The sequence below is a fragment of the Actinosynnema sp. NPDC091369 genome (assembly GCF_044757065.1).
GTDB lineage: Bacteria > Actinomycetota > Actinomycetes > Mycobacteriales > Pseudonocardiaceae > Actinosynnema.
The window spans coordinates 126416-150161 of the sequence record NZ_JBIVUG010000015.1 but is presented as its reverse complement, the minus strand read 5'-3'; the positions used below and the strand labels follow the sequence as shown (position 1 = coordinate 150161).

Annotated in this window: 26 protein-coding genes; 11 read left to right on the top strand and 15 right to left on the bottom strand. The window is 72.0% G+C overall.

From position 1 onward, the window contains the following. The first annotated feature begins 85 nt into the window (after positions 1-85). The 3 genes from ACIQMJ_RS35995 (at position 86) to ACIQMJ_RS35985 (ending at position 2538) form a co-directional block, all read left to right on the top strand. A complete protein-coding gene (locus ACIQMJ_RS35995) occupies positions 86-1276 on the top strand; it encodes a S8 family serine peptidase (protein WP_499765478.1) in 1191 nt (396 codons plus the stop codon). Between the two features lie 2 nt (positions 1277-1278). Continuing rightward, entirely contained in the window at positions 1279-1515 is a 237-nt protein-coding gene (locus ACIQMJ_RS35990; protein WP_499765477.1) for a hypothetical protein, read from the top strand. 102 nt (positions 1516-1617) lie between these two features. Continuing rightward, on the top strand, positions 1618-2538 hold the full coding sequence (locus ACIQMJ_RS35985) for a mechanosensitive ion channel family protein (RefSeq protein ID WP_499765476.1): 921 nt from the start codon (positions 1618-1620) through the stop codon (positions 2536-2538). 205 nt (positions 2539-2743) lie between these two features. Here the strand turns inward: ACIQMJ_RS35985 and ACIQMJ_RS35980 are convergent, their stop codons facing one another. Then, on the bottom strand, positions 2744-3193 hold the full coding sequence (locus tag ACIQMJ_RS35980) for an ATP-binding protein (RefSeq protein WP_499765475.1): 450 nt from the start codon (positions 3191-3193) through the stop codon (positions 2744-2746). Positions 3194-3333: 140 nt separating this feature from the next. On the opposite strand from ACIQMJ_RS35980, the gene ACIQMJ_RS35975 reads away from it, so the two are divergent. Together ACIQMJ_RS35975 and ACIQMJ_RS35970 are read left to right on the top strand one after the other, a co-directional pair. Beyond that, entirely contained in the window at positions 3334-3705 is a 372-nt protein-coding gene (locus ACIQMJ_RS35975; RefSeq protein WP_499765474.1) for an STAS domain-containing protein, read from the top strand. Between the two features lie 99 nt (positions 3706-3804). Beyond that, positions 3805-4497, top strand: a complete 693-nt coding sequence (locus ACIQMJ_RS35970; RefSeq protein WP_499765473.1) for a class I SAM-dependent methyltransferase — start codon at positions 3805-3807, stop codon at positions 4495-4497. Here the strand turns inward: ACIQMJ_RS35970 and ACIQMJ_RS35965 are convergent. Next, the gene (locus ACIQMJ_RS35965) at positions 4494-4841 is read right to left on the bottom strand and encodes a DUF6401 family natural product biosynthesis protein (RefSeq protein WP_499765472.1); all 348 of its coding nucleotides are present in this window, start codon (positions 4839-4841) and stop codon (positions 4494-4496) included. The two genes, ACIQMJ_RS35970 and ACIQMJ_RS35965, sit on opposite strands and share 4 nt — an antisense overlap. A gap of 104 nt (positions 4842-4945) precedes the next feature. On the opposite strand from ACIQMJ_RS35965, the gene ACIQMJ_RS35960 reads away from it, so the two are divergent. Next, positions 4946-5455, top strand: coding sequence for a DUF6319 family protein (locus ACIQMJ_RS35960; RefSeq protein WP_499765471.1), 510 nt, complete (start codon positions 4946-4948; stop codon positions 5453-5455). Positions 5456-5545: 90 nt separating this feature from the next. Here ACIQMJ_RS35960 and ACIQMJ_RS35955 read toward each other — a convergent pair whose 3' ends face one another. The 3 genes from ACIQMJ_RS35955 to ACIQMJ_RS35945 are packed head-to-tail and all read right to left on the bottom strand — an operon-like array spanning position 5546 to position 7956. Then, positions 5546-6151, bottom strand: a complete 606-nt coding sequence (locus ACIQMJ_RS35955; protein ID WP_499765470.1) for a GntR family transcriptional regulator — start codon at positions 6149-6151, stop codon at positions 5546-5548. A 33-nt stretch (positions 6152-6184) separates the two neighbouring features. Continuing rightward, positions 6185-7138 carry a quinone oxidoreductase family protein gene (locus ACIQMJ_RS35950; RefSeq protein ID WP_499765469.1) on the bottom strand — a complete coding sequence of 318 codons (954 nt, stop codon included), beginning with the start codon at positions 7136-7138 and terminating at the stop codon, positions 6185-6187. A gap of 5 nt (positions 7139-7143) precedes the next feature. Next, on the bottom strand, positions 7144-7956 hold the full coding sequence (locus ACIQMJ_RS35945; protein WP_499765468.1) for an SDR family NAD(P)-dependent oxidoreductase: 813 nt from the start codon (positions 7954-7956) through the stop codon (positions 7144-7146). A gap of 105 nt (positions 7957-8061) precedes the next feature. Between ACIQMJ_RS35945 and fabG the strand changes: the two genes are divergently transcribed. Then, positions 8062-8823, top strand: coding sequence for a 3-oxoacyl-ACP reductase FabG (gene fabG / locus ACIQMJ_RS35940; protein ID WP_499765467.1), 762 nt, complete (start codon positions 8062-8064; stop codon positions 8821-8823). 2 nt (positions 8824-8825) lie between these two features. Further along, positions 8826-9284, top strand: coding sequence for a MaoC family dehydratase (locus tag ACIQMJ_RS35935; RefSeq protein ID WP_499765466.1), 459 nt, complete (start codon positions 8826-8828; stop codon positions 9282-9284). Positions 9285-9393: 109 nt separating this feature from the next. Here ACIQMJ_RS35935 and ACIQMJ_RS35930 read toward each other — a convergent pair whose 3' ends face one another. The 8 genes from ACIQMJ_RS35930 to ACIQMJ_RS35895 form a co-directional block, all read right to left on the bottom strand. Next, on the bottom strand, positions 9394-9957 hold the full coding sequence (locus ACIQMJ_RS35930) for a DinB family protein (RefSeq protein ID WP_499765465.1): 564 nt from the start codon (positions 9955-9957) through the stop codon (positions 9394-9396). After that, positions 9954-10541, bottom strand: a complete 588-nt coding sequence (locus ACIQMJ_RS35925; protein WP_499765464.1) for a TetR/AcrR family transcriptional regulator — start codon at positions 10539-10541, stop codon at positions 9954-9956. Before ACIQMJ_RS35925 ends, ACIQMJ_RS35930 begins: the two co-directional genes overlap by 4 nt. Positions 10542-10563: 22 nt before the next feature. Then, positions 10564-11319: a hypothetical protein gene (locus ACIQMJ_RS35920; RefSeq protein WP_499765463.1), complete on the bottom strand. Its 756-nt coding sequence runs from the start codon at positions 11317-11319 to the stop codon at positions 10564-10566. After that, positions 11306-12769, bottom strand: a complete 1464-nt coding sequence (locus ACIQMJ_RS35915) for a vWA domain-containing protein (protein ID WP_499765462.1) — start codon at positions 12767-12769, stop codon at positions 11306-11308. Before ACIQMJ_RS35915 ends, ACIQMJ_RS35920 begins: the two co-directional genes overlap by 14 nt. Continuing rightward, positions 12766-13893: a hypothetical protein gene (locus tag ACIQMJ_RS35910; protein ID WP_499765461.1), complete on the bottom strand. Its 1128-nt coding sequence runs from the start codon at positions 13891-13893 to the stop codon at positions 12766-12768. Before ACIQMJ_RS35910 ends, ACIQMJ_RS35915 begins: the two co-directional genes overlap by 4 nt. Before the next feature lie 139 nt (positions 13894-14032). Further along, on the bottom strand, positions 14033-14794 hold the full coding sequence (locus tag ACIQMJ_RS35905) for an SDR family NAD(P)-dependent oxidoreductase (RefSeq protein WP_499765460.1): 762 nt from the start codon (positions 14792-14794) through the stop codon (positions 14033-14035). Next, positions 14795-15997: an acetyl-CoA C-acetyltransferase gene (locus ACIQMJ_RS35900; RefSeq protein ID WP_499765459.1), complete on the bottom strand. Its 1203-nt coding sequence runs from the start codon at positions 15995-15997 to the stop codon at positions 14795-14797. 17 nt (positions 15998-16014) lie between these two features. Next, positions 16015-17160 carry an acyl-CoA dehydrogenase family protein gene (locus ACIQMJ_RS35895; protein ID WP_499765458.1) on the bottom strand — a complete coding sequence of 382 codons (1146 nt, stop codon included), beginning with the start codon at positions 17158-17160 and terminating at the stop codon, positions 16015-16017. Positions 17161-17325: 165 nt separating this feature from the next. Between ACIQMJ_RS35895 and ACIQMJ_RS35890 the strand changes: the two genes are divergently transcribed. Continuing rightward, complete coding sequence (locus ACIQMJ_RS35890; protein WP_499765503.1) at positions 17326-17868, top strand: TetR/AcrR family transcriptional regulator; 543 nt, start codon at positions 17326-17328, stop codon at positions 17866-17868. Positions 17869-18036: 168 nt separating this feature from the next. Here ACIQMJ_RS35890 and ACIQMJ_RS35885 read toward each other — a convergent pair whose 3' ends face one another. Both ACIQMJ_RS35885 and ACIQMJ_RS35880 read right to left on the bottom strand, forming a co-directional pair. Further along, positions 18037-18309, bottom strand: a complete 273-nt coding sequence (locus ACIQMJ_RS35885) for a GlsB/YeaQ/YmgE family stress response membrane protein (protein WP_499765457.1) — start codon at positions 18307-18309, stop codon at positions 18037-18039. A 153-nt stretch (positions 18310-18462) separates the two neighbouring features. Continuing rightward, a complete protein-coding gene (locus tag ACIQMJ_RS35880; RefSeq protein WP_499765456.1) occupies positions 18463-19245 on the bottom strand; it encodes a sporulation protein in 783 nt (260 codons plus the stop codon). Positions 19246-19419: 174 nt separating this feature from the next. Between ACIQMJ_RS35880 and ACIQMJ_RS35875 the strand changes: the two genes are divergently transcribed. Further along, on the top strand, positions 19420-22386 hold the full coding sequence (locus tag ACIQMJ_RS35875) for an acetyl-CoA carboxylase family protein (protein WP_499765455.1): 2967 nt from the start codon (positions 19420-19422) through the stop codon (positions 22384-22386). Between the two features lie 13 nt (positions 22387-22399). Next, entirely contained in the window at positions 22400-23686 is a 1287-nt protein-coding gene (locus ACIQMJ_RS35870; RefSeq protein ID WP_499765454.1) for an MFS transporter, read from the top strand. The last annotated feature ends 60 nt before the right edge of the window (positions 23687-23746 follow it).

Here is a 23746-nt window from a genome sequence, read left to right as displayed (position 1 = left end):
GGCACGGCCAACTCTTCCGGCCGATTGAGCGCGGACGTGGTCCGGGGTTACACCTGACTGCCGTCCAACCCCGAAGGGGGTCGTCATGTCACAACCAGCGGGAGCCGAGACCACCGGCCGCTACCTGGTCCTCCTCGACGACAAGTCGGTCGCGGCCGGCGCGCGGGAGATGAACCGGGTCGCCGGGATCAGGGCCGCCAGCACGGCGGACTCCGCCACCAGAGCGGAGTTCGCCGCGGCCGACGGCGTGATCTTCCAGGAACTGGGCATCGCGGTGGTCAACGCGACGCCGGACCAGGTCACGCAGCTGACGCGGGCCGCCGAGGCGCCGGGCCCGATCGCCGTGGTCGAGGCCGAACGGGTCGTGCACGCCTACACCGCGCCGCCGGACACGGGCGAGGCCGCGGCGGTGGACGAGTCCGTGTTCACCTGGGGTCTCCAGGCCGTGGGCGCGAACATCAGCTCGGCGACCGGCAAGGGCGTGCGGCTGGCCGTGCTCGACACCGGTTTCACGGTCGCGCACCCGGACTTCGCGGGCCGCGCCGTGATGACGCAGTCGTTCATCGACGGGGAGACGGTGGACGACGCGCACGGCCACGGCACGCACTGCATCGGTTCGGCCGCGGGTCCGCGCAAGGCCGCCAGCGGCGGGCCGGGCTACGGCGTCGCGCACGAGGCCGAGATCTACGCGGGCAAGGTGCTGTCGAACCGGGGCAGCGGCAGCGACAGCGGCATCCTGGCGGGCATCGAGTGGGCCATCGCCAACGGTTGCGCGGTCGTGTCGATGTCGCTGGGCGCGGCCGTGCGACCGGGGACGCCGCACTCGCAGATCTTCGAGCAGGCCGCCACGCGCGCGATGGCGAAGGGCACGTTGATCATCGCGGCGGCGGGCAACGAGAGCTCCCGGCCGGGCAAGGTCGCGCCGGTCGGCCACCCGGCCAACTGCCCGTCGATCCTGTCGGTGGGCGCGGTGGACGTGAACCGGGCGATCGCGTTCTTCTCCTGCGGCACGGTCGACACCGTGGGGCAGGTCGACGTCGTCGGCCCCGGCGTGGACGTCTACTCCAGCTGGAACTCCGAGACGAGCGGCATCGGCCTGCACAAGCGCATCCAGGGCACCAGCATGGCCACGCCGCACGTCGCCGGCGTCGCGGCGCTGATCGCCGAGAAGCACGGCTCGCGCGGGTGGGAGCTGTGGGCGCGGCTGTCGCAGACCGCTCGTCGGCTGGCCCTGCCGTCCACGGACGTGGGCGCCGGGCTGGTGCAGGCTCCTTAGGCGTGCGGGAGGCGTCCGTGGACGAGGTCGTGGTCTCGGTCGCAGACGAGAGCCTGGCCCACCTGCCCACCGTCGTGGCGGCGTTGCGCGACGCCGGGATGGTGGTGCGGGACGTGCTGGCGGGGCTGGGCGTGGTCACCGGGTCGGTCGCCGCGGGGGGCGGCGACCGGCTCGGGACCGTGCCCGGCGTCGCGCACGTCGAGGTGGATCGCGCGGTGGAACTGCCACCCGAGGTCTGACCCCGGGCAGTTGTCACCCGTTCGGCGGACGCGGGTTTGGCCCGGCCACCTCGGGTAACCGGTTTCTGGAGACGAACCGGTCGTCCGAGGAGGTCGAAGACCATGAAAGCCCTGCTCGCCGCGCAGACGGCGCAGGCTCAAGGCATCGGTGACGCCGCCGGTGACGCCCTGCGCTCCGTGGTGACCTTCGTGCCCAAGCTCGTCGGGTTCCTCGTCGTGCTGCTCATCGGGTGGATCGTGGCCCGGTTGCTGCGCACGGCGGTGAACAAGGTGCTGGAGCGCGTGCACTTCGACCGCGCCGTGCAGCGCGGGGGGATCGGTGACGCGCTCGCCCGTTCGAAGTTCGACGCCTCGGGGCTGGTCGCGCAGATCGTGTACTACGCGGTCCTGCTGATCGCGCTCCAGATCGCGTTCGGCGTGTTCGGTCCGAACCCGGTGAGCACCCTGCTGACCGAGATCGTGGCCTGGCTGCCGCGGGCGATCGTCGCGATCATCATCATCGTGGTGGCCGCCGCCGTCGCGCGGGCCGTGCAGGACATCACGTCGCGCGCACTCGGCGGGCTGTCCTACGGGCCGACGCTCGGCAAGGTCGCCTCGTGGTTCATCATCGCGCTCGGCGTGATCGCGGCGCTGAACCAGATCGGCGTCGCCACCACCGTCACCACCCCGATCCTGATCACCATCCTGGCCACGATCGGCGGCATCATGGTCGTCGGCGTCGGCGGTGGCCTGATCAAGCCCATGCAGCAGCGGTGGGAGGGCTGGCTGACGAAGGCCGAGAACGAGGCGCCGCAGGCCAAGGCGCAGGCCGAGGCGTACCAGCGCGGCCGTGAGGACGTGCGGCGGACGGCCACGGGCGGTTCGCCGGCCGAGCAGACGACCCGGATCACCGAGACGCCGGCGCACGCGGCCAGCATGCCGACCCCGCCGGTCGGGCAGCCGGTCCAGCCCATGCAGCCGACCCAGCCGACCCAGCCGGTCCAGCCGCACCCCGGCCAGTACCCGCCGGGCGAGCAGCGCTGACCACCCGTCCACGCTCCGCAGGGGTCCCCGCCAAGGGGACCCCTGTTTTTATTTTGCCGGCGGGGTACGACGATTTCGGGGTGCTCGGGAAAGAGCGTGAGTCGATTGCCCCGAAATGGTCCGGAATGGCGGGAACGCCGCGGTAGCCGCCCCGGTCAGGCCCGCGCCACCGGAACGGTCACCCGCCGGGTCCACCCGGGACGGATCAGTCGGCGAGCGCCGTGGCGGGGTGGAGGGAGGAGCGGGCCAGGACCGCCCACACGGTCTTGCCGACCGCGTGGCGCACGAGACCCCACTGCCGGGAGAGCTGCTCCACCAGCAGCATCCCGCGGCCCCGCGTCGGTCGCACCGAGGAGTCGCCCACCACCGGCACCTCCGGCGACAGGTCGGTCACCTCGACGCGGATCAGGTCCGGGCCGCGCCGCAACCGCAGGTGCAGTGGGTGCCGGCCGTGCTCGTAGGCGTTGGCGACCAGCTCGGACACCACCAGCACCGCGTCGGTGACCGCGTCCTCGTCGAGGTCCGCGAGGGCGGCGCCGGTCCACTGCCGCGCCTCGGCCAGGTCGGGCGCGTCGCCCGTCAGCTCGAAGGTCAGCGCTTCGGACGGCTCGGCAGGTCGCGGGCCGGGTACGTGCGCGGCGTCGCCTGCCGTCATGGTGGTCCTCCTGCTGAGCACGGGAACGTCGATCACGTAGTACCCCCGCAGCTGATCCACAACACCCGCGGCAAGATCACCCGATGCGGTCGCGGCGTCGAACGGCAGGTGCCACTCGGGCGTTGAGTCATGATGGTGCCGTGAATGCTGCTGACACACCCACACCGGAGTTGGTCGTCGACCGGCACGGCAACGCGACGATCGTGCGCGTGGTCGGGGACATCGACATGGCCAACAGCGACGACCTGCGCGGACGCTGCCTGGAACTGCTCGACGACGGAGTGGACGCCTTGGTGGTCGACCTGTCGGAGGTGCCGTTCTTCGCCTCCTCCGGCATCGCCGCGCTCGGTCACATCCGCGAGCACAACGCCTCGCTCGGACGTCCACCGGTCCACGTGGTGGCCAGCCGCGCGGTGCGCCGCTCGCTGACGGCCACCGCGATGGACACCCTGCTGCCGCTGCACGAGACGCTGGACCAGGCGCTCGCCGCCGCGTCGGAGGACGCCCGCTGAGCACGGGCCGAGGTCCCGGTCCCGGCTGCGGCTTCCGCGGGCGGGACCGGGAGCGTCAATCCGATTGCGCCGGGAGTCGGCCGGATTAGGCTGCGGGAAATGACCGAGAAGGCGTTGACCGCGGCCGGGCAGGACTGGGAAGAGCAGGCGCGGAACTGGATCGCCTGGGTGCGCAAGCCCGGTTTCGACTCCTACTGGCGGTATCGCGACGCGTTCTTCGCGCTCGTCCCGGCGGCCGGCCGGGCCACCCTCGACCTGGGGTGCGGCGAGGGGCGCGTGTCCCGTGACCTCGTCGCCCGGGGGCACCGCGTGACCGGCATCGACGCCTCGCCCGCGCTGGTGGGAGCGGCGCGGCAGGCCGACCCGGAGGGGCGGTACCTGACGGCCGACTCGGCGGACCTGCCGTTCCCCGACGACAGCTTCGACCTCGTCGTCGCCTACAACGTGCTGATGGACGTCGACGACATGCCCGGCACCGTCGCCGAGATCGGCCGCGTGCTCGAACCGGGCGGCAGGCTCTGCCTGGCGATCACGCACCCGATCACCAACACCGGCAGCCGCCGGGACGGCGTGGTCGTCCTCGACCGGCCCTACTTCGGCCGCCACCGCTTCGAGGACGAGGTCGAGCGGGACGGGATGCGGATGAGGTTCACCGGGTGGAACCACCCGCTGAGCGCCTACACCGCCGCCTTGGAGGACGCCGGCCTGCTGATCGAGGCGCTGAGGGAACCGCAGGTCGGGGCCGACGCGGTCCCGTGGCACCTGTGGATCAGGGCGCTGCGCCCGCGTTAACCCTCCAGGGCCGGCTCGTCGCGCCGGGCGAGGTGGCAGACGGCGACGAGTCTCAGCGTCAACCAGTCCGCGTTCACCCAGTCCACGAGCGCGGGCGGCTCCCAGCCGTGCGCCTTCGCCTCGTCCAGCACGCCCTGGGCGTAACCGGCGAGCAGCACCGCGCCGGCCACCGCCGCGGCGGGCACGCCGAACGCGAGGATGTCGCGCACCGCCGCGCCGTGCTGGTCGATCGCCGCCAGCACCCCGGGCGCCAGGACGCCGGGCGCCAGCACCGCCACAACACCGAGTTCGTCGCTCAACCGGTCCAAGAACCGGCGAGCGGAGAAGTCCCTCCAACCGCTCACAAGGCCGACACCCTACGCTGTGCGGGGCAATCGACCCACCATCGAACACGTGTTCTATGATCACGCCGGGTCGAGCCGGATGCGCAGAGAGGAACAACGAGAACGTGCAGGCGGACACGCTCGTGGAGCAGGAAGAGACGGTGGACGCCGAGGCGCCCGCCGCACCCGTGCAGCAGGAGGTCGCACCCGTGGCGCAGGCAGAGCAGCCCTCGAAGGCCGAGGCCAAGCCCTCCGAGCCGGAGGCGAAGCCCGCGGACGCCGAGACCAAGCTCGCGGACGTCGAGACCAAGTCCGCGGACGCCGAGGCGAAGCCCGCCAAGCGGCCCAAGTCGACGGCCAAGAAGACCCGCACGGTCGAGCTGACGCTGACCGTCACCGGGACCGCCGACGGCGAGTGGCAGGCCGACCTGGTGCACGGCACCAAGCGGGTCGTGCAGGGTCTCCCGATCTCGGCCGCGGCGGTGTCGCGGGCGGCCAAGGAGCTGCACGACGACATCGCGGGCGGCATCGACGAGGTCATCGAGGCGGCCCGCGCCCAGCACCGCACGCGGATGGAGGAGCTGGAGGCCGAGCTCGCGAGGGTCAAGGCCGCGTTGGCCGAGCTGAGCGACTGACACCGACCTGCCGGAACGGGTGCCGCGACCGTCGGCACCCGTTCCGCGGGCCTCGGCGTGCCGGGTCGAACCCCGCTCCGCGCTCCGCCGTCAGCCGGCGTCGATCTGGTAGACGAGCTGGTAGCGCTCGCCGCCCATGGTGATGTGGTTGACCTCCACCGCCCGCTCGCCCGCGAAGGCCACCCGGATCACCTGGAGCACCGGGGAGCCCAGCGGAATCCGCAGCAGTTCCGCCTCACGGGGCCGCGGCGAGCGTGCCGACACCACCTCCGTGAAGTGCGTCAGCTCGAAACCCATCTCCTCCAACCGCGCGTACGCCCCGCCCGGCCCGGTGTCGGCCTCTTCGAGCCGGGTACCACCGGCGATGTCGACGGGCAGGTACGACACCGCGAGCTGCACCACTTCGCCGTCGGCGCGCATGACCCGGTCCCGCACGACCACCTCGTGGTCCTGGTCGGCAGCCAGGCCGAGGTAGGAGCGCACGTCTTCGCCTGCCCGCTCCCGCCGGACCTCCACCGTGACCGCGGGCTGCCACTTCCCCGCCGCCGCATCCGACATGAACGTGCCGCGCCCCGCGGTCCGCTCCGCCTTGCTCAGCCGGTTGCGGGCGAGACGGACGACCGGCTCCCGCTCGGAGACGAACCAGCCCCGGCCGGCCACGCTCGACACCAACCCCTCGGCGCGCAGTTGGTCCATGGCGTTCTGGAGCGGGGCTGGCGGAGGCGCAGGTCAGCGGGACGGGTCGAGGATCAGTTTGCCGGTGGTGCGGCGGGCGCGCAGGTCTTCGTGGGCCCGGCGGACCTCGGACAGGCCGTACTCGCCGCCCGGGACGGCGCGCAGGTCGCCCGCCAGGACCAGGTCGAACAGCTCGGCCATGGCGCGGTGGACGACGCGGCCCGGGAGCTTGAAGGCGTGCGGCAGCCACATGCCGGCGACGGTGGTCGAGTGGACCAGCAGCTTGCCCGGGGGGATCGGGGTCGGTTGTTCGCGGCTGGCCATGCCGTAGAACGCCAGCCGGCCGAACGGGGCCAGGGCGGCGATGCTCTGGTCGGTCACCGCGCCGCCGGTCATGTCCAGCACCACGTCGACGCGCCGACCGCCGTTGGCCTCGCGTAGCACGTCCGTCATGTTGTCCGCGGTCGAGTCGACGGCGACGTCGGCGCCCAGGTCGAGCGCCAACCGGCGCTTGTCCTCGGTGCTCGCGGTGGCGATGACGCGCCCGGCGCCCCACTTCTTCGCCAGCTGCACGGCCAGCGACCCGACACCGCCGGCGGCGGCGTGCACGACGACGCTCTCCCCCGGCTCCAAGTGCGCGCTGCGCCGCAGCAGCAGCCAAGCCGTCGCCCCCTGCACGACCATGCTCAACGCCGTCAGGTCGTCCACGCCGTCGGGCACGTCGAACGCGGTCGCCTCGGGCACCACGGCCTTCTCCGCGTACCCGCCGAAGTTGGTCAGGCCGACCACCCTCCGGTCGCCCGCGGTGCCGACGACCTCGCCGCCGGGCACCAGCGGCAGCTCCATCTTCGACAGGTAGGAGTTCTCGGCCTGGTGGGTGTCGGCGTAGTTGAGGCCCGCGCGGCTGACGTCGACGAGCAGTTCGCCGGGGCCCGCGACGGGGTCGGGCAGCTCGACCTCGGTGAGCACTTCGGGTCCGCCGAACTCGGTGATCTGGATGGCGCGCACGGGTGTCAGTTCTCCTTGGCAGCGATCGGGTCGTGGCCGAGCCGCACGCGTTCGCCGGTGGCGGTGCGCGGGCCGGGCGGGTTGGGGAAGGTGAACGGCGCGCTGGGGCGTCCGGCCTGCACGAACCAGCATTCACCGGATCGGCCGTCGCGCAACACGGAGACGAACGCGTCCACCACGTCGTCCACGCTCATGACCGGCATGCCCGCCGACTCGAGGGCGGACTTGAAGCCGGTGATGATGGCGGTGTCGGCGAATGACGGGCACACGGCGTTGACGGTGACGCCGTCGGCGGCGGCGACCGGGCCCAGGCCGCGGACCAGCCCGACCACGGCGGCCTTGTTCGCGCCGTAGAGGGGGTCCATGGGCATGGCCATCAGGCCCGCCATGCTGGCGGTGGCGACGATCCGCCCGCCGCGCTTGCGCAGCTCGGGCAACGCCGCGTGCACGCCGTACACGACACCGTCGAGGTTGATCCCCATGACCGTGCGGTACCGCTCGGCGTCGAAGTCGTCGCCCAGCCCGAAGCCGGTGGCGATGCCCGCGTTGAGCACGGCGATGTCGAGGCCGCCGAACCGCTCCACGGCCGTCGCGACGGCCGCCTCGCTGTCGCGGGGGTCGCGCACGTCGCAGTGCGCGTACGCGCCGCCGACCTCCTCGGCCACGGCCTTGCCGCGCTCGTCGTCCACGTCGGCGACGACGACCGACGCGCCGGCGGCGGCCAGTCGCCGCGCCACCCCCGCGCCGATGCCGTTCGCGGCCCCGGTGACCAGTGCGACCTTGCCCGAGAACTCCACCGCGCCTCCTCTGGCTGGCATTCCGACCAGTCGGTATGGTTCTCCTGACGCGCTCTGGCGTCAAGGCGACCTCGCCGGTAGGTTACTAAGCGGTTGCTTAGGCCCGCAGATCAAGGAGGACTGACCGTGGCCGAGACGGACGCACGGGTGGCCATCGTCACCGGTGCCGCACGCGGCATCGGCGCCGCCGTAGCCACGCGGCTCGCGCAGGACGGCATGGCCGTCGCGCTCCTCGACCTCAGCGAGGACAGCTGCGCGGACGCCGTGGAGAAGATCAAGGCTTCCGGCGGGACCGCCATCGCGGTGGGCGTCGACGTCAGCGACAGCGCGGCGGTGGACGCGGCGGTGCAGCGGGTCGCAGACGAGCTGGGCGCGCCGACCGTCCTGGTCAACAACGCGGGCATCCTCCGGGACAACCTGCTGTTCAAGATGACCGACGACGACTGGGACGCGGTCATCAACGTCCACCTGCGCGGGTCGTTCCTGATGAGCCGCGCGGTGCAGAAGTTCCAGACGGCGGCCAAGTGGGGCCGGATCGTCAACCTGTCCAGCACGTCCGCCCTGGGCAACCGGGGCCAGGCGAACTACTCGGCGGCCAAGGCCGGCCTGCAGGGGTTCACCAAGACGCTGGCGATCGAGCTGGGCAAGTTCGGCGTCACGGTCAACGCGATCGCGCCGGGGTTCATCGCGACCGACATGACCGCGGCGACGGCCGCCCGGGTCGGCATCGACTTCGAGGACTTCAAGAAGGGCGCGGCGGCGGCTATCCCGGTCCAGCGCGTCGGCACGCCCGAGGACATCGCGCACACGGCGTCGTTCCTGGTCAGCGAGGGCGCCGGGTTCGTGTCCGGTCAGGTCATCTACGTCGCCGGCGGACCGAAGGACTGACGATGCGGGTATTCGCTGACCTGGAGGAGCTGGCGGCGGCCAAGGGCGAGCACCTCGGCCACGGCGAGTGGCACGAGATCACGCAGGCCGAGATCAACCTGTTCGCCGACGCCACGGGCGATCACCAGTGGATCCACGTGGACCTGGAGAAGGCCGCCGCGGGCCCGTTCGGCGCGCCGGTGGCGCACGGCTACCTGACGCTGTCCCTGATCCCGTTGCTGGTGCGGGACATCTACACGGTGCAGCGGCTGTCGATGGGCGTGAACTACGGGCTGAACAAGGTGCGCTTCCCCAGCCCGGTGGTCGTCGGCTCGCGGGTGCGGGCCGGGGCCGAGCTGGCGGAGATCACCGACGTGGCGCAGGGCAAGCAGGCGGTGGTGAAGGTGACCGTCGAGATCGAGGGCAACCCGAAGCCCGCGTGCGTGGCGGAGACCGTGGTCCTGCTGGTCCCGGCCGCCTGATCGATACCGGGAGCATGGGTCTCCGCCGGGGAGACCCCTGCTCCCGGTACCGGCCGAGCAGAATCATGAGCCGTGGCCGGGACCGTTGCCCCGGACGTGGCGGGAACGATCAGGACCCGGTTTCGCGGGCCACGCGTTCGAGGCGGGCGCGGTAGGCGGCCCAGTCCAGGACGGCCAGGTTGTCGTTGTCCGGGCGCAGGCCGGCGGCGCCGTCGATCAGCTCGCGGACGATGTCGGCGTGGCCCGCGTGCCGATTGGTCTCCGCGATCATGTGGACCAGCACGGCGTGGAGGGTGACCGACGCGCGGTCCGCCGGCCACCACGCCACGGTGCCCAACGCGTCCAGGTCCAGCGCCTCGATCGTGTCGTCCGCGTGGGCGCACGCGCGCCGGTAGAGGGAGACGACGTCCTCGCGGGACTCGTCCGCGGTCGCCCACATGTCGGCGTTCGGCTCCGCGTCCTCGCTCGTCCACGGCATCGGCTCGGGGAACGGCCGGCCGAACGTGTGGCCGAAGTAGCCCGCCTCGACCCCGGCCAGGTGCTTGACCAGGCCGAGCAGGTTCGTGCCGGTCGGCGTCAACGGGCGGCGCACGTCGTACTCCCCCAGGCCCTCCAGCTTCCACAGCAGCGCCTCGCGCGCCGTGCGCAGGTAGCGGTGCAGGTGCGACTTCACGAAGAACCCTCCGGAACGGGACGCAGGGACGCCAGCAGCAGGTCGGCGAAGTGGCGGCCGACCTGCTTGGCCGACAGCGGGCCGTCGGCGCTGTACCACTGGCCGAGGTGGTGCACGGTGCCGAAGAAGTAGTGCACGGTCAGGTCGGCGGGCACGTCGGTGCGGAAAACGCCCGACGCCTGCCCTTCCTCGATCAGCGACCGGAACCGCTCGTGGTAGCGACGCCGCTCGGCCCGCATCTCCCGCCGCTTGTCCTCGGCCAGGTGGTCGGCGGACCGGAAGTACACGCGCGCCTGGTCGAAGTTGTCCACCGACGTGACCACCACGTCGACCGCCGCCGCGTGCAGCCGCTCGGCCACCGGCGCGGACCCGGCGGCGAAGTGCTCCAGCCGCTCGGTCTGCATCCGCAGCAGGCTGCCGTAGATCTCGTTCAGCAGGTCGTCCTTGGAGCCGAAGTAGTGGTACATCGCGCCCTTGGTGACGCCCGCGAGGTCCACGATGTCCTGCACCGCGACCCGGTCGAAGCCCTTGGCGGCGAACAACCGCGTCGCGGCGTCGATCAGCCGCTCCGGTACCGATGCCATGGGCCAAGCATCGCACGCCGGATCACTGGAACATCGCGATCGGCCGGATGACCAACTGCTGGGCGTCCGCCTTCCACGCCTGCACCTTGCCCAGGCACCGCGCCTGGAACCCGCCCTCGGGCACGACGTCGTCGCGGAGCCCGCCGTTGTAGCACTCGACCCGCACCTGCGGGCCCTGCTCGGGGTCGTCCGGGTCGCCGAACGGCGCCAGGAACACCGTCGTGCCGTCACCGTCGGACGCCACCCGGAACACGCCCTTCACCGACACGTACGAGTCGATCCGCCGCAGCCGCACGGAGTCGAACGACTCCAGGTGCTGCTCCAGCGCCGTGTTCCGCAGCACGGTCAGGTCGCGCAGGTCCACGTGCACGACACCGGACGCGGACTCCAGCGCGTCCAGCAGCACGCCGACGACCGCGATCGGCTCGTACTGCTCGATGTAGGTCTTCACCACCTCCCGCCCGGACGTCCGCGCGCCCTCCACACCCAGGTCCAGGCCCCTCAACGCGATCTTGCCGTCCTTGGTGACGCCGACCCGGTCGACGACCTCCTTGGTCATCGCGTCGCCGTACCGGCCGACCTGGTAGAGGTCCATCACGGACTTCTCGTGCAGGTAGATGGTCAACCCGGGCACCTCGCGCGAGGGCGCGTACCGGTGCCGGGACCGCCACGCCCACACCGCGACGCCGACGGCCACGAGCAGCGCCAGCGCGGTGACGCCCCACACGAGCACCCAGGGCCACCACACCGACCACCACAGTCCTCTATCGACAGCCACGGATCTCCTTCACCGCCTCCAGCAGCGACCCGGTGCCGGCGTCCACGACCCGCCCGCCGGTCGCCCGCGCCACCCGGTCCAGTTCCACCGGGTCGGCTTCGCCGAACCGGATCGCGTACGTGCGCGCCGGCGGGTGCGGCCACGCGGCCAGGAACCCGTCCGCGCTCAGGCCCGCGTTGTTCTCGCCGTCGGTCATCAGCACCACCGTGCCGTCGCCGACGACCTCGTACGCGCGGTCCAGCGCCGACCAGATCGCCGTGCCGTCGTCGGACAGCTCCGCCGTCGCCAGCGCCCCGGCCAGCGCCTCCAGGTCCGCCGGGCCGCGGATGACGACGGTGCGCTCCTCCAGCACCGTCCCCGCGAACCGCACCAGCACGACCGTCTCCCCCACCCGGAACCGGTCGAACCCGCCCGCGCGGCTCAGCGTCGCGAACGCCTCCCGCAGCCCGGCGACGCGCGGCCCCGCCATGGACGTCGAGTGGTCGAGCACGAACACGACCCGGGTGGGCCGACCGGCCCGGTCGTAGGCGGCCAGCAAGGCGTCCACGACCTGCTGCGTGCCCGGGAAGTACAGCGCGGTGCCGATCGGCTCGCGCAGCGCCTCCGTGCGCTCCACCTGCGGGTCCACCGGCCGGCGCGCCGTGCGCTCCATGATCGACCGCTGGGCGGCGGGCGTGCGCAGCCACTCCACCACCCGGTCGTACGTGGCCCGCTTGTCCGGTTTGAGCAGCATCAACGGGTAGTCGGAGAGCACGATCCCGTCCCGCGGGTACACGACCTCCAGCGGCTCGCGGAGCTGCCCGGACGCGTTCAGCGACAGCACCGCCGACTCGTAGGTCACCACGGCGTCCACGTCGTCCTGCCGCCGCACGTACTCGTCCACGACCTCCGCCGCGCCGGTCGCGTCGAACGCCCGACCGGTCAGGAAGCCCTGGAGCCTGTCGCACGTGACGTCCTCGGGTCGCAGCGCCGCGCCGGTGCCGGCGGCGGCCGTGGCCACCCCGATCAACGCCGCCATCCCGCTGCCGGACACCCGCGGGTCGGCCATCCCGAACCGCAGCTCCCCCGCCGCCGCGCGGCCCGCCACGTCGGCCCACGTCGCCCCGCGCAGGGCCGCCGCCCGGCTCGCCTTCACGCCCAGCACCAGCGGCGACAGCATGGTGCTGGTGGACAGCGGCAGGTCCGCGCCCTTCAGCCGGAGGTACCGGTTGGTGGCCAGCCACGCCAGGTCGTGGTCGACGCCCGCGGCCAGCTCCTCGCTGGCGCGCACGGTGCCGCGCTGGTCGAGCCTGAGCTCCACGCCGGTGTCGCGCCGCAGGTCGGCGAGCACCGGCGCCAGGTCCGCCAGCTCCGAGCTGGCCAGCACGGTCAGCGTGACCGGGTCGGGTCGGGCGGACGTGCAGCCGGCCAGGACCGCCGCGCCCACCAGCACGGCGGTCAGCGCCCTCACAGCGGCACCCCGCTCGGGCAGTCGCCGAGCTCCCCGATCATCGTCGCCAGCGCGGCGGGCTTGGCCACGTACGCCTCGGTGTCGCCCTGGCCCGGGTTGCCGACCGGGATGCCGTGCTCGGCGAGCACGGTGCCCACCGAGGCGCTGCCCGCCCGGCCCAGGCGGAACCCGAGCTCCAACGCGCGCCGCTGGAGGTCCGGGTTCTCCTGGAGCAGCCGCCCCACCTCCTCCCCCGCCTCGCTGAACGCGATCAGCCACGGCTCGGCGTGGTGGTGCGCGTCGGGGTAGAGCAGCACGCGGTCGCGGTCGACCTCGCCGGCGCGCTCCTTGGTGCGGATCTGGTAGGCCAGGTACTGGTGCTCGTAGAGGACGCTGACCGGGGCGAACGTGCGGCCGTCCGGACCGAAGAACGTGCGGCCGATGCCCGCGCCGAACTGGCCCTCGACCTCGAACAGCGGCTTGATCCTCGTCGCGACCGCCGGGGCTTCGGCCTCCGTCGGCGCCCGCCGGCCGTTGGCGGCGAACGCCACCACCGCCAGGTACGCCGCGCCGGAGTAGGCCCGGCACGGGTCCGGCGACTGGGCGATGATCTGGTTCTCGCTGGTCAGACCGCCCCCCTCGATGCCCTTCCAGGTCTTGCCCTGCAAGGTCAGGTCGACGAACGCGGTCATGTCGAGCGTGTAGTAGAGCCCGTCGCCGTCCGGCTGCGGCTCGGCCACCCCCGCGCGCTCCAGCGCCCGCGCGTAGTCGCTGAACGCGGCGACCACCAGCGGCGTGGTGAACGGGTAGAACGGGGTGCCGCCCACCCGGTCGTGGATCTGCCGGGCCGTGAGCTGGCCGGAGGGCATGACGAAGTCGAACGACGTCGGGTCGGCCCGCTCCTTGGCGATCTCGGTCGAGCCGCCCGAGTCGGTGAGGTGCACCTGGATGCCGTTGGCCATCAGGATGCGGCGGACCTCGGCGTCGGAGAAGAACTCGACCTTCGAAGCCATCATGGCCCGCACGACCGTGACGCCCCGGAACGGCAGCGCGACCGCGCCCGAGGCGAGCAGGGCGACCGCGCCGACGAGCGCGAGGCCCGCCGAGATGCCGAACGGCAGCAGGAAGCGCTTGCGCCGGAACACCGGCCTGGACGGTTCGAGGATGGATAAGCTGGGTTCGGCGGACCTCTTCGCGACCACGGACTCCCCCGAGCGGCACGGCGACATTGCGCTGCTACGAGCGTAAGTCGTCGTGCCGCCACCGGGGGTTACAACTCGGCGATCAGCCGCCCAGCGTCACGCCGCCGTCGACCACGAACGTCGCGCCCGTGGTGTAGCCGCCCGCCGCCGAGGCCAGGAACACGACGGCCGCGGCCAGCTCCTCCGGGTCGCCCACCCGGCCCATCGGCAGGCGCGAGACGTGCGCCTCCAGGTAGCCCTCGGGGTACTGGTCGGTCATCTCGGAGGCGAAGTAGCCGGGCGCGATCGCGTTGACCCGGATGCCCTTGCGGCCCGTCCACTGCTGGGCGAGGTCGCGGGTCAGGCCGATCACGCCCGCCTTCGAGGCGGAGTACGCGGCCTGCGGCAACCCGCCGGAGACCAGGCCGAGCACGCTGGACACGTTGATGATCGACCCGCCCCCGGTCATCACGGCCGCCGCCGCCTGCGCCATCCAGTAGGTGCCGTTGAGGTTGACGTCCATGACGCCCAGGAACTGCTCGGGCGTCTCCCGGGACGCGGGCACCGCCGACGCCACGCCGGCGTTGTTCACCAGCACCCGCACCGGGCCGAACTCCGCCGCGGCACGGGCCACCTCGCGGCAGTCGTCCGGCTGCGCCACGTCGGCCTGCACGACCAGCGCGCGCCGGCCCGCGTCCTCCACGAGCTGCGCGGTGTCCTTGAGCCGCTCCACCCGCCGCGCCGCGAGCACCACGTCCGCGCCCGCCTCGGCGAGGCCCTTGGCGAACGCCACGCCCAGGCCGGAGGACGCGCCGGTGACGATCGCGACCTGGCCGTCCAGCCGGAACTTGTCCAGGATTCCCATTCAGCTCAACCTCTCCAGGATGATCGCCATGCCCTGACCGCCGCCGACGCACATCGTCTCCAGCCCGAACCGGGCGTCACGCGCGCGCATCCCGTTGATCAGGGTGGTCATGATGCGGGCGCCGGTCGAGCCGAACGGGTGGCCCAGCGCGATCGCGCCGCCGTGCACGTTCAGCTTGTCCATGTCGATGCCGAGCGCGCGCTGGCTGCCCAGCACCTGCACCGCGAACGCCTCGTTGATCTCGACCAGGTCGATGTCGTCGATGGTCAGGTTCGCGTGCGCGAGGGCCTGCTTGGTGGCGTCGACCGGGCCGAGGCCCATGATCTCGGGCGAGAGACCGGACACGCCGGTGGACACGATGCGCGCCAACGGGGTCAGGCCCAGCTCCTTGGCCTTGACGTCGCTCATGATGACGACGGCCGCCGCGCCGTCGTTGAGGGGGCAGCAGTTGCCGGGCGTGACCGTCCCCTGTGGACGGAACGACGGGTTCAGCGCCGACACGGCCTCGTAGGTGACCCCCTTGCGCGGTCCGTCGTCCGTGCTGACGACCGTGCCGTCCGGGAGCGTGACGGGCGTGATCTCGCGGGCGAAGAAGCCGTCCGCGATGGCCTTCTCGGCGAGGTTGTGCGACCGCACGCCGAACTCGTCCTGGTCGCGGCGGCTGATGCCGAGCGAGGTGGCGACGTTCTCGGCGGTCTGGCCCATCGCGATGTAGTAGTCGGGCAGCTCCCCGTCCTCGCGCGGGTCGTGCCACGGCTCGTTGGTTTCCGCGGTGCGCTGGGTGCGCTCGCGGGCGGCGTCGAACAGCGGGTTGAAGTGCGGGTCGCCGTGCCGGTAGCGGGAGACGCACTCCACGCCGGCGCTGACGAACACGTGACCCTCGCCCGCCTTGATGGCGTGGAACGCCATCCGCGCGGTCTGCACCGAGGACGCGCAGAACCGGTTGACCGTCGTGCCGGGCAGGGTGTCCAGGCCGAGCTGCACGGCGATGCGGCGGGCCACGTTCTGGCCGTGCTCGTCCTGCGGCTCGGCGCACCCCAGGTGCAGGTCGGTGATGTCGGCGCGGTCCAGCTCCGGGACCTGGTCGAGCGCGGCGGCGACGACCTGCGCGGCCAGGTCGTCCGGGCGCAGGTCGACCAGCGACCCCTTGCGCGCCCGTCCGATCGGGGATCGCGAGGTGGCGACGATGACAGCCTCGGGCATGGCGGTGCTCCTGGTGGCTAGAGGCCGAGGTCGCGGCCGATGAGTTCCTTCATGATCTCGTTGGAGCCGGCCCAGATCCGGGTCACGCGGGCGTCCATCCAGGCGCGGGCCACGCGGTACTCGGTCATGTAGCCGTAGCCGCCGTGCAGCTGCACGCACGCGTCGATGACGTCGTTCTGCACGTCCGCGCTCCACCACTTGGCCTTCGCCGCGTCCACGGCGGTCAGCTCGCGCCGGGTGTGCGCGTCGGTGCACTGGTCCAGGAACGCCTGCGTCACGTCGATCTTGGTGACCAGCTCGGCGAGGGTGAACTTGTTGTGCTGGAACGAGCCGATGGACTGGCCGAACGCCTTGCGCTCCTTGGTGTACTCGACCGTCTCCAGCAGGATCTGCTTGGCGTGGGCCAGGTTCGAGATCGCGCCGCCGAGGCGTTCCTGCGGCAGGCGTTCCATCATGTAGATGAAGCCCTGATCGACCTCGCCGATCACGTTCTCGGCCGGGACGCGCACGTCCTCGAAGAACAGCTCGGCGGTGTCGGACTCGGGCTGGCCGACCTTGTCCAGCTTGCGGCCCCGCTCGAAGCCCTTCATGCCGGTCTCGACCGCGAACAGCGTGATGCCGCGGGCCTTCTTCTCCGGGCTGGTGCGCGCGGCGACGACGATCATGTCGGCCGAGAAGCCGTTGGTGATGAAGGTCTTGGAGCCGTTGAGGACCCAGTCGCTGCCGTCGCGCACGGCGGTGCTCTTGAGCGCGGCCAGGTCCGACCCGCCGGAGGGCTCGGTCATGCCGATGCCGGTCGTCATCTCGCCCGAGCAGAACCGGGGCAGCCAGCGCTGCTTCTGCTCCTCGGTGCACAGGTCGACCAGGTAGGGCGCGACGACGTCGCCGTGGATGCCCAGGCAGGACGACATGCCGGCGCTGACCTTGGACAGCTCCTCGCCGAGCACGGCGTTGAACCGGTAGTCGTTCGCGCCGCTGCCGCCGTACTCCTCGGGGACCTCCAGGCCGAGCAGGCCCTGCTTGCCCGCTTCCAGCCACACGTCGCGGTCGATGCTGCGCTGCTCGACGAACCGCTCGTAGTTCGGGCGGAGGGTGCGGTCGCAGAACGCCTGCGCGGTCTCGCGGAACGCTTCGTGGTCGGGTTCGAACAACGTGCGGCGCACTCTCGGATCCTCCATACTAAGCGGTTGCTTAGGCGTAAGCGTGTGCTTAGCCTGCGGTATCGTTCGGGTTCGTGTCAAGGAGGGCCGGCTGTGACGACGACCAGTGGTGAGTTCGCGCTCCTGGACGAGACGTGGTCCTCGGTGACGCCGCCGGCGGCCCGGCGGATGCTGATCGCCGCCGCCGCCGCGTTCTCGGTGCGCGGGTACCACGCGACGACGACCCGTGACATCGCGGCGCAGGCCGGCATGTCACCGGCCGCGGTCTACATCCACTACCGGTCCAAAGAGGAACTGCTGTTCCAGATCTCGCGGATCGGGCACGCCACGTCGTTGTCGGTGCTGACCGGGGTGTCCGAGGTGGACCCGGCGGACCGGCTGGCGGCGGCCGTGCGGGCGTTCGCGTCGTGGCACGCGGAGTACCACACGACGGCGCGGGTGGTGCAGTACGAGCTGAGCGCGTTGACGCCGGAGCACCTGGCCGAGGTGGTGGAGCTGCGGCGGCGGATCGAGGCGGCGGTGCGCGACATGATCGCCGACGGCGTGGCCGCGGGCGCGTTCGACGTGCCCGACGTGCGCGGGGCGACCCTGGCCGTGCTGTCCCTGTGCATCGACGTGGCCCGCTGGTACCAGCCGACCGGCCGCCGCACCCCGACCGAGATCGGCGACCTCTACGCCGACCTGGTCCTGCGCATGGTCCGCACCCCCTGACCCCGAGAGTCCTACGTCCAGCACTCGAGAGTCCTACGTTCAGGAACCCCGAGTTCAACGCTCATGACCAACAGTGTTCGGTTTGAGCGTTGAACTCATGCGTCGTGAACGTAGGACTCACGCGTTCCGGACGTAGGACTCACGCGTTCCGGACGTAGGGCTCTCGGGTCAGCGGACGGATTTCCTGCCGTAGAAGCCGGCGACGAGGCTCACGCCGATGGCGGCGATGATGATCTGGACGATGATCTCGATCCAGTCGATGCCGGGCGTGTCCTCCACTCCGAGCGCCCGGGCGATGAACGTGCCCAGGAACGCCGCCACGATGCCGACGATGATCGTCAGCCAGATGGGGATGGCCTGCTTGCCCGGCGCCACGAGCTTGCCCAGCAGACCGATGATGAGACCCACGATCAGAGCGCTGATCACACCGCCGATGCCCACGATGCCTCCTGCGGGTTAGTCGCCTTCGAAGAAGTCCCCGACCGCGTCGAGGGCCTCACCGGTCATCATCCCCACCGCGGACGCCGCCCGCAGCGCCAGCGGCGTTCGGCCCAACGCCGTCCACGCGCCGCGACGACGTCCGCGCGGACCGCCCTAGTGGCCGAAACCGTGGGAAGATCGCCTGCCGGAGACCTGGTCCATCCACTGGTGCAGCAGCGCCGCCCAGTCCGTGCGGATCACCTCATCGTGCGACATGGCGAAGTGCCCGAACGAGTCGCCGCCCGCCCGGAACAGCCCGCCGCGCCGGTCCGCCTCCAGCACCACGTACAGCCGGTGCGGGTCGGTCACGAAGGTCAGCTCCAGCTGGCTGATCTTGCCCAGGAACTGCCCCGGCGGCAGGAACTCGATCTCCTGGTAGAACGGTAGCTGCTGCGGCACGCCGTGGATGCGCCCCGACTCGTTGTCGGCCCGCTGGAACCGGAACCCGAGCGCGCCGAACGCGTTGAGCACGTGCTCCTGCGACCGGGTCGGGTGCACGGCCACCGGGTCGAGGTCGCCGGGGTCGACCGCGCCGCGCACCTCCAGCTCCGTACGCAGCCCCATCGTCATGCCGCGCAGGTGCTGGCCGTGCACGACGGTCAGCGGCGTCTCCAGCGGCACCGGGAACTGGAACGGCAGCGCCAGGTGCTGCCCCGGCCCCACGCCGATCCGCTGACCGACCACGACCTGGGCGAACTCGACGTCGCGGTTGTACTCGTTGTCACCGCTCTCCACCTCGACCCGGGTGACCAGCGACAGCTTCACCAGGTCGATGTCGGCGGCGTGGTCGCCGCCCGCGATGCGCACCTCGCCGGTGAGCAGCTCACCCGGCCGCGCGTTGGGGTTGGCCAGCACCGTGTCCACCGTGGGACCGCCGACTCCGAACGCGCGCAACATCCTCTTGAAAACCACGGTGAGTGCCTCCCGGCCTGCTCTGTGTCACGCCCTTGACCTCGGGTTTCTTCAAGGACGCCTCGACAGGTGCATCGGTTCCCTCTGGACGAACGCTAAGCGCAAGTGCCACTATGCGACCGCGGTCACATACTAAGCGGTCGCTCAGGAGGTTTCACCGTGCCCACGCTGCTCGTCGCCAACCGGGGAGAGATCGCCGTCCGAGTCCTGCGCGCCGCCGCCGACCTCGGCTGGCGGACCGTCGCCCTGGTCACCGACTCCGACGACGCCCACGGCAGGCACGCCGACCGGGCGGTCCGGCTGAAGGGCTCCTACCTGGACGTGGACGCCGTGCTCGCCGCCGCCGACGGCTGCGACCTGGTGCACCCCGGCTACGGGTTCCTGGCCGAGAACGCCGGGTTCGCCCGCCGCTGCGCCGAGGCCGGGCTGACGTTCGTCGGACCACCGCCGGAGGTGCTGGAGCTGCTCGGCGACAAGAGCCGGGCCCGGGCCCTGGCCGCCGAGGTCGGCGTGCCCGTGCTGGCGGGCGCGCAGGACGGGTTCGAGGACTTCTTCCGGCAGCACGGCGCGGTGGTCGTGAAGGCCGTGGCCGGTGGCGGCGGCAAGGGCGTGCGGGTGGTGCGCCGGCTCGCCGACCTGGCCGCGGCCGTCGAGCGGTGCCGGGCCGAGGCGCTGGCCGCGTTCGGCGACGGCACCGTGTTCGTGGAGGAGCTGCTGGAACCGGCGCGGCACGTCGAGGTGCAGCTCGTCGGCACCACGGTGCTCGGCGACCGGGACTGCTCGTTGCAGCTCAGGCACCAGAAGCTGGTCGAGGTCGCGCCCGCGCCCGACCTGCCGGCCGACCTGCGGTCCGCGCTGCACGGCGCGGCGGCGACGATCGCGCGCGCCGTCCGCTACACCGGGCTGGGCACCGTCGAGTTCCTGGTCGCGCCGGACGGCCGGTTCGCGTTCCTGGAGGCCAACCCGAGGCTCCAGGTCGAGCACACCGTCACCGAGCAGGTCACCGGGCTGGACCTGGTGCGGGCCCAACTGCTGCTGGCCACCGAGGTCGAGCCGGACCTGACCCACACGCCACGCGGCAGCGCGCTGCAACTGCGGGTGAGCCTCACGTCCACGGGACGGCTGTCGGCGTTCGAGCCGCCGACCGGACCGGGCGTGCGGGTCGACACGCACGCGTCCGTCGGCTACCGGGCGGGCCTCGGCTTCGACCCGCTGCTGGCCAAGGTCGTGGTGCACGCCGACGACCTGGACACCGCGCTGCGCCGCGCCCGCCGCGCCCTGGACGAGTTCACCGTGGACGGTGCGCGGACCAATATCGGCTTCCTGCGGGGCCTCCTGGACCACCCGGACGTGCTGAAGGCGCACACGGGCCTTGTCGACTCACTGCCCCGTGAGGACACCGGAGCGCGCGCTCCCGTGCAAGGCACCGTCGTCGCTGTCGAGGACGGCACGGTCGTCGTCGAAGCGATGAAGATGCAGCACGTCGTGCCCATCGGCGACGCGCGGGTGCTGGTCGAGGTCGGCGACACGGTCGCGGAAGGCGCGCTGCTCGCCGAGGGCGTGGACGTCGCCGTCGAGGAGAAGGCCGTCGAGGTCGACCTGGACGACGTGCGGCCCGACCTCGCGGAAACGCTGGCGCGGCACGACTTCGCCCGGCCCGAGGCGGAGGCCAAGCGGCACGCCGCGGGCCGCCGCACGGTCCGGGAGAACATCGCCGACCTGTGCGAGGAGTTCGTGGAGTACGGCGGGCTGGCCATCGCCGCGCAACGCCGCCGCCGGTCGCTGGACGAGCTGGTCGAGCGCACCCCGGCCGACGGCCTGGTGGCGGGCGTCGGCACGGTGAACGGCGGCCAGGTCGTGGCGATGTCCTACGACTACACGGTCATGGCCGGCACGCAGGGCCAGCGCAACCACGCCAAGAAGGACCGGATGTTCGCGCTGGCCGAGCAGAAGCGGCTGCCCGTGGTGCTGTTCGCCGAGGGCGGCGGCGGACGGCCCGGCGACACCGACCACGGCGGCGTCAGCGGGCTGGACTGCCTGGCGTTCCACCTGTTCGCCAAGCTGTCCGGGCTGGTGCCGCTGGTCGGCATCGCGTCCGGCCGCTGCTTCGCCGGCAACGCCGTGCTGCTGGGCACGTGCGACGTGGTCATCGCGACCCGCGACGCCACCATCGGCATGGGCGGCCCGGCCATGATCGAGGGCGGCGGGCTCGGCGTGTTCCGGCCGGAGGAGGTCGGGCCGGTCGACGTGCAGGTGCCCAACGGCGTGATCGACGTGCTCGTCGCCGACGAGGCCGAGGCCGTCGCGGTGGCCAAGAAGTACCTGTCGTACTTCCAGGGTCCTGCGGAGGCTTGGGAGTGCGCCGACCAGCGGCGGCTGCGCCACCTCGTGCCGGAGAACCGGGTCCGCGCCTACGACGTGCGGTCCGTGGTGGAGACCCTCGCCGACACCGGCTCGGTGCTGGAGCTGCGGCCCGGGTTCGGCCGCGGCATCGTCACCGCGCTGGTCCGGGTCGAGGGCAAGCCGCTCGGCCTGGTCGCGAACGACCCCGGCCACCTCGGCGGCGCGATCGACGCCGACTCCGCCGACAAGGCCGCCCGGTTCCTGCGGCTGTGCGACGCGTTCGACCTGCCGGTGGTGTCGCTGTGCGACACGCCCGGGTTCATGGTCGGGCCGGACGCCGAGCGCACCGCGACCGTGCGGCACCTGACCCGGATGCTCGTGGCCGGTGCGAACCTCGACGTGCCGTTCGGGTTCGTGGCGCTGCGCAAGGCGTACGGGCTGGGCGCGCAGGCCATGGCGGCGGGCAGCTTGAAGGTGCCGCTGTTCGCCGTGTCGTGGCCCAGCGGCGAGTTCGGCCCCATGGGGCTGGAGGGCGCGGTGCGGCTCGGGTACCGGCGCGAGCTGGACGCCATCGAGGACCCGGCGCAGCGCAAGGAGATGTTCGAAGCGATGGTCTCCGCCGCCTACGAGCACGGCAAGGCGCTCAACGTGGCGTCCGCGTACGAGATCGACGACGTGATCGACCCGGCCGACACGCGGCGCTGGATCACCACCCTGCTCACCGGTCCCGACCCCGCCCCGGTCCGGACCGGCAAGAAACGCCCGTTCGTGGACACCTGGTGAAAGGGAACAGCACATGGTCACGACCGCTCCCCCCGAGCGGCGCACGTTGCGCAAACTCATGGCGGCCGGGCTCGTCGGCTCGTCGCTCGAGTGGTACGACTTCTTCATCTACGCGACCGCCGCGGCGCTGGTGTTCCCGAAGTTGTTCTTCCCCGAGGCGTCGCCGCTGGTCGGGCTGCTGCTGTCGTTCAGCACGTTCTGGGCCGGGTTCATCGCCCGGCCGGTCGGCGGGCTGGTGTTCGGGCACGTCGGCGACAAGTTCGGCCGCAAGCCCGCGCTGGTGACGTGCCTGGCGCTGATGGCCGCGGCGACGTTCCTGATCGGGTTGCTGCCGACCAGCGCGACGCTGGGCGTGATGGCGCCGGTGCTGCTGGTGGTGCTGCGGTTCCTCCAGGGCATCGCGGTGGGCGGGCAGTGGGGCGGCGTCGTGCTGCTGCTGACCGAGACCGCCGGGCCGGGGCGACGCGGGTTCGCGGGCACGTTCGGCCAGGCCGGCGTGCCGCTCGGGGTGATCCTGGGCAACGTGGCGTTCCTGGTCGTGGGTGCGACGGTGCCCGCCGCGTCGTTCGCCACCTGGGGGTGGCGGGTGCCGTTCCTGGCGAGCGCGCTGCTGTTCCCCGTGGTGCTGTTCATCCAGCTGAAGGTGGAGGACAGCCCGGTGTTCCGGGAGATCAAGGAACGGCGTCCGTCCGGCCCGCCGCCCGCGCCGTTGAAGGAGGTGCTGCGGACGCACCGGCGGCCGGTGCTGCTGGGCGCGGGGTTGATGTTCGCGTCGAACGCGGTGTTCTACGTCAGCATCGCCGGCGTGCTCGACTACGCGACCCGCGAGCTGGGGTTGGCGCGCAACTCGGTGCTGGTCGTGACGCTGCTGTCGTCGCTGGTCAGCGTGCCGGTCATCCTGCTGGCCGGGCGTTGGTCGGACCGGCACGGCAGGCGTCCGCTGATCGTGGCGGGCGCGGTCGCGATGATCGTGTGGGCGTTCCCGTACTTCTGGCTCGTCGACACCGCGTCGCTGGGGCTGATCTTCGTCGCGCTGGCCGTGTCGGGGGTGGGGTCGAGCCTGGTCTACGGGCCGGTGGCGGCGTACCTGGCGGAGCTGTTCGAGCCGCAGGTGCGCTACTCGGGCGCGTCCCTGGCCTACCAGCTGGCGTCGATCCTGGTCAGCGGCGGCACGCCGTTCATCATGACGGCGTTGCTGGTGGCGACGGGCACGTCCCTGTCGGTTTCGGCGTTCCTGCTGGTCATGGGCGTGGTGACGCTGGGGTCGGTGCTCGGGCTGCGGGAGACGCACAAAGCGTGACACGAACGTGTGCAACGATTTGAGATTCCACCCGGAATGGCAATAGCCTCCGCCCGTAAC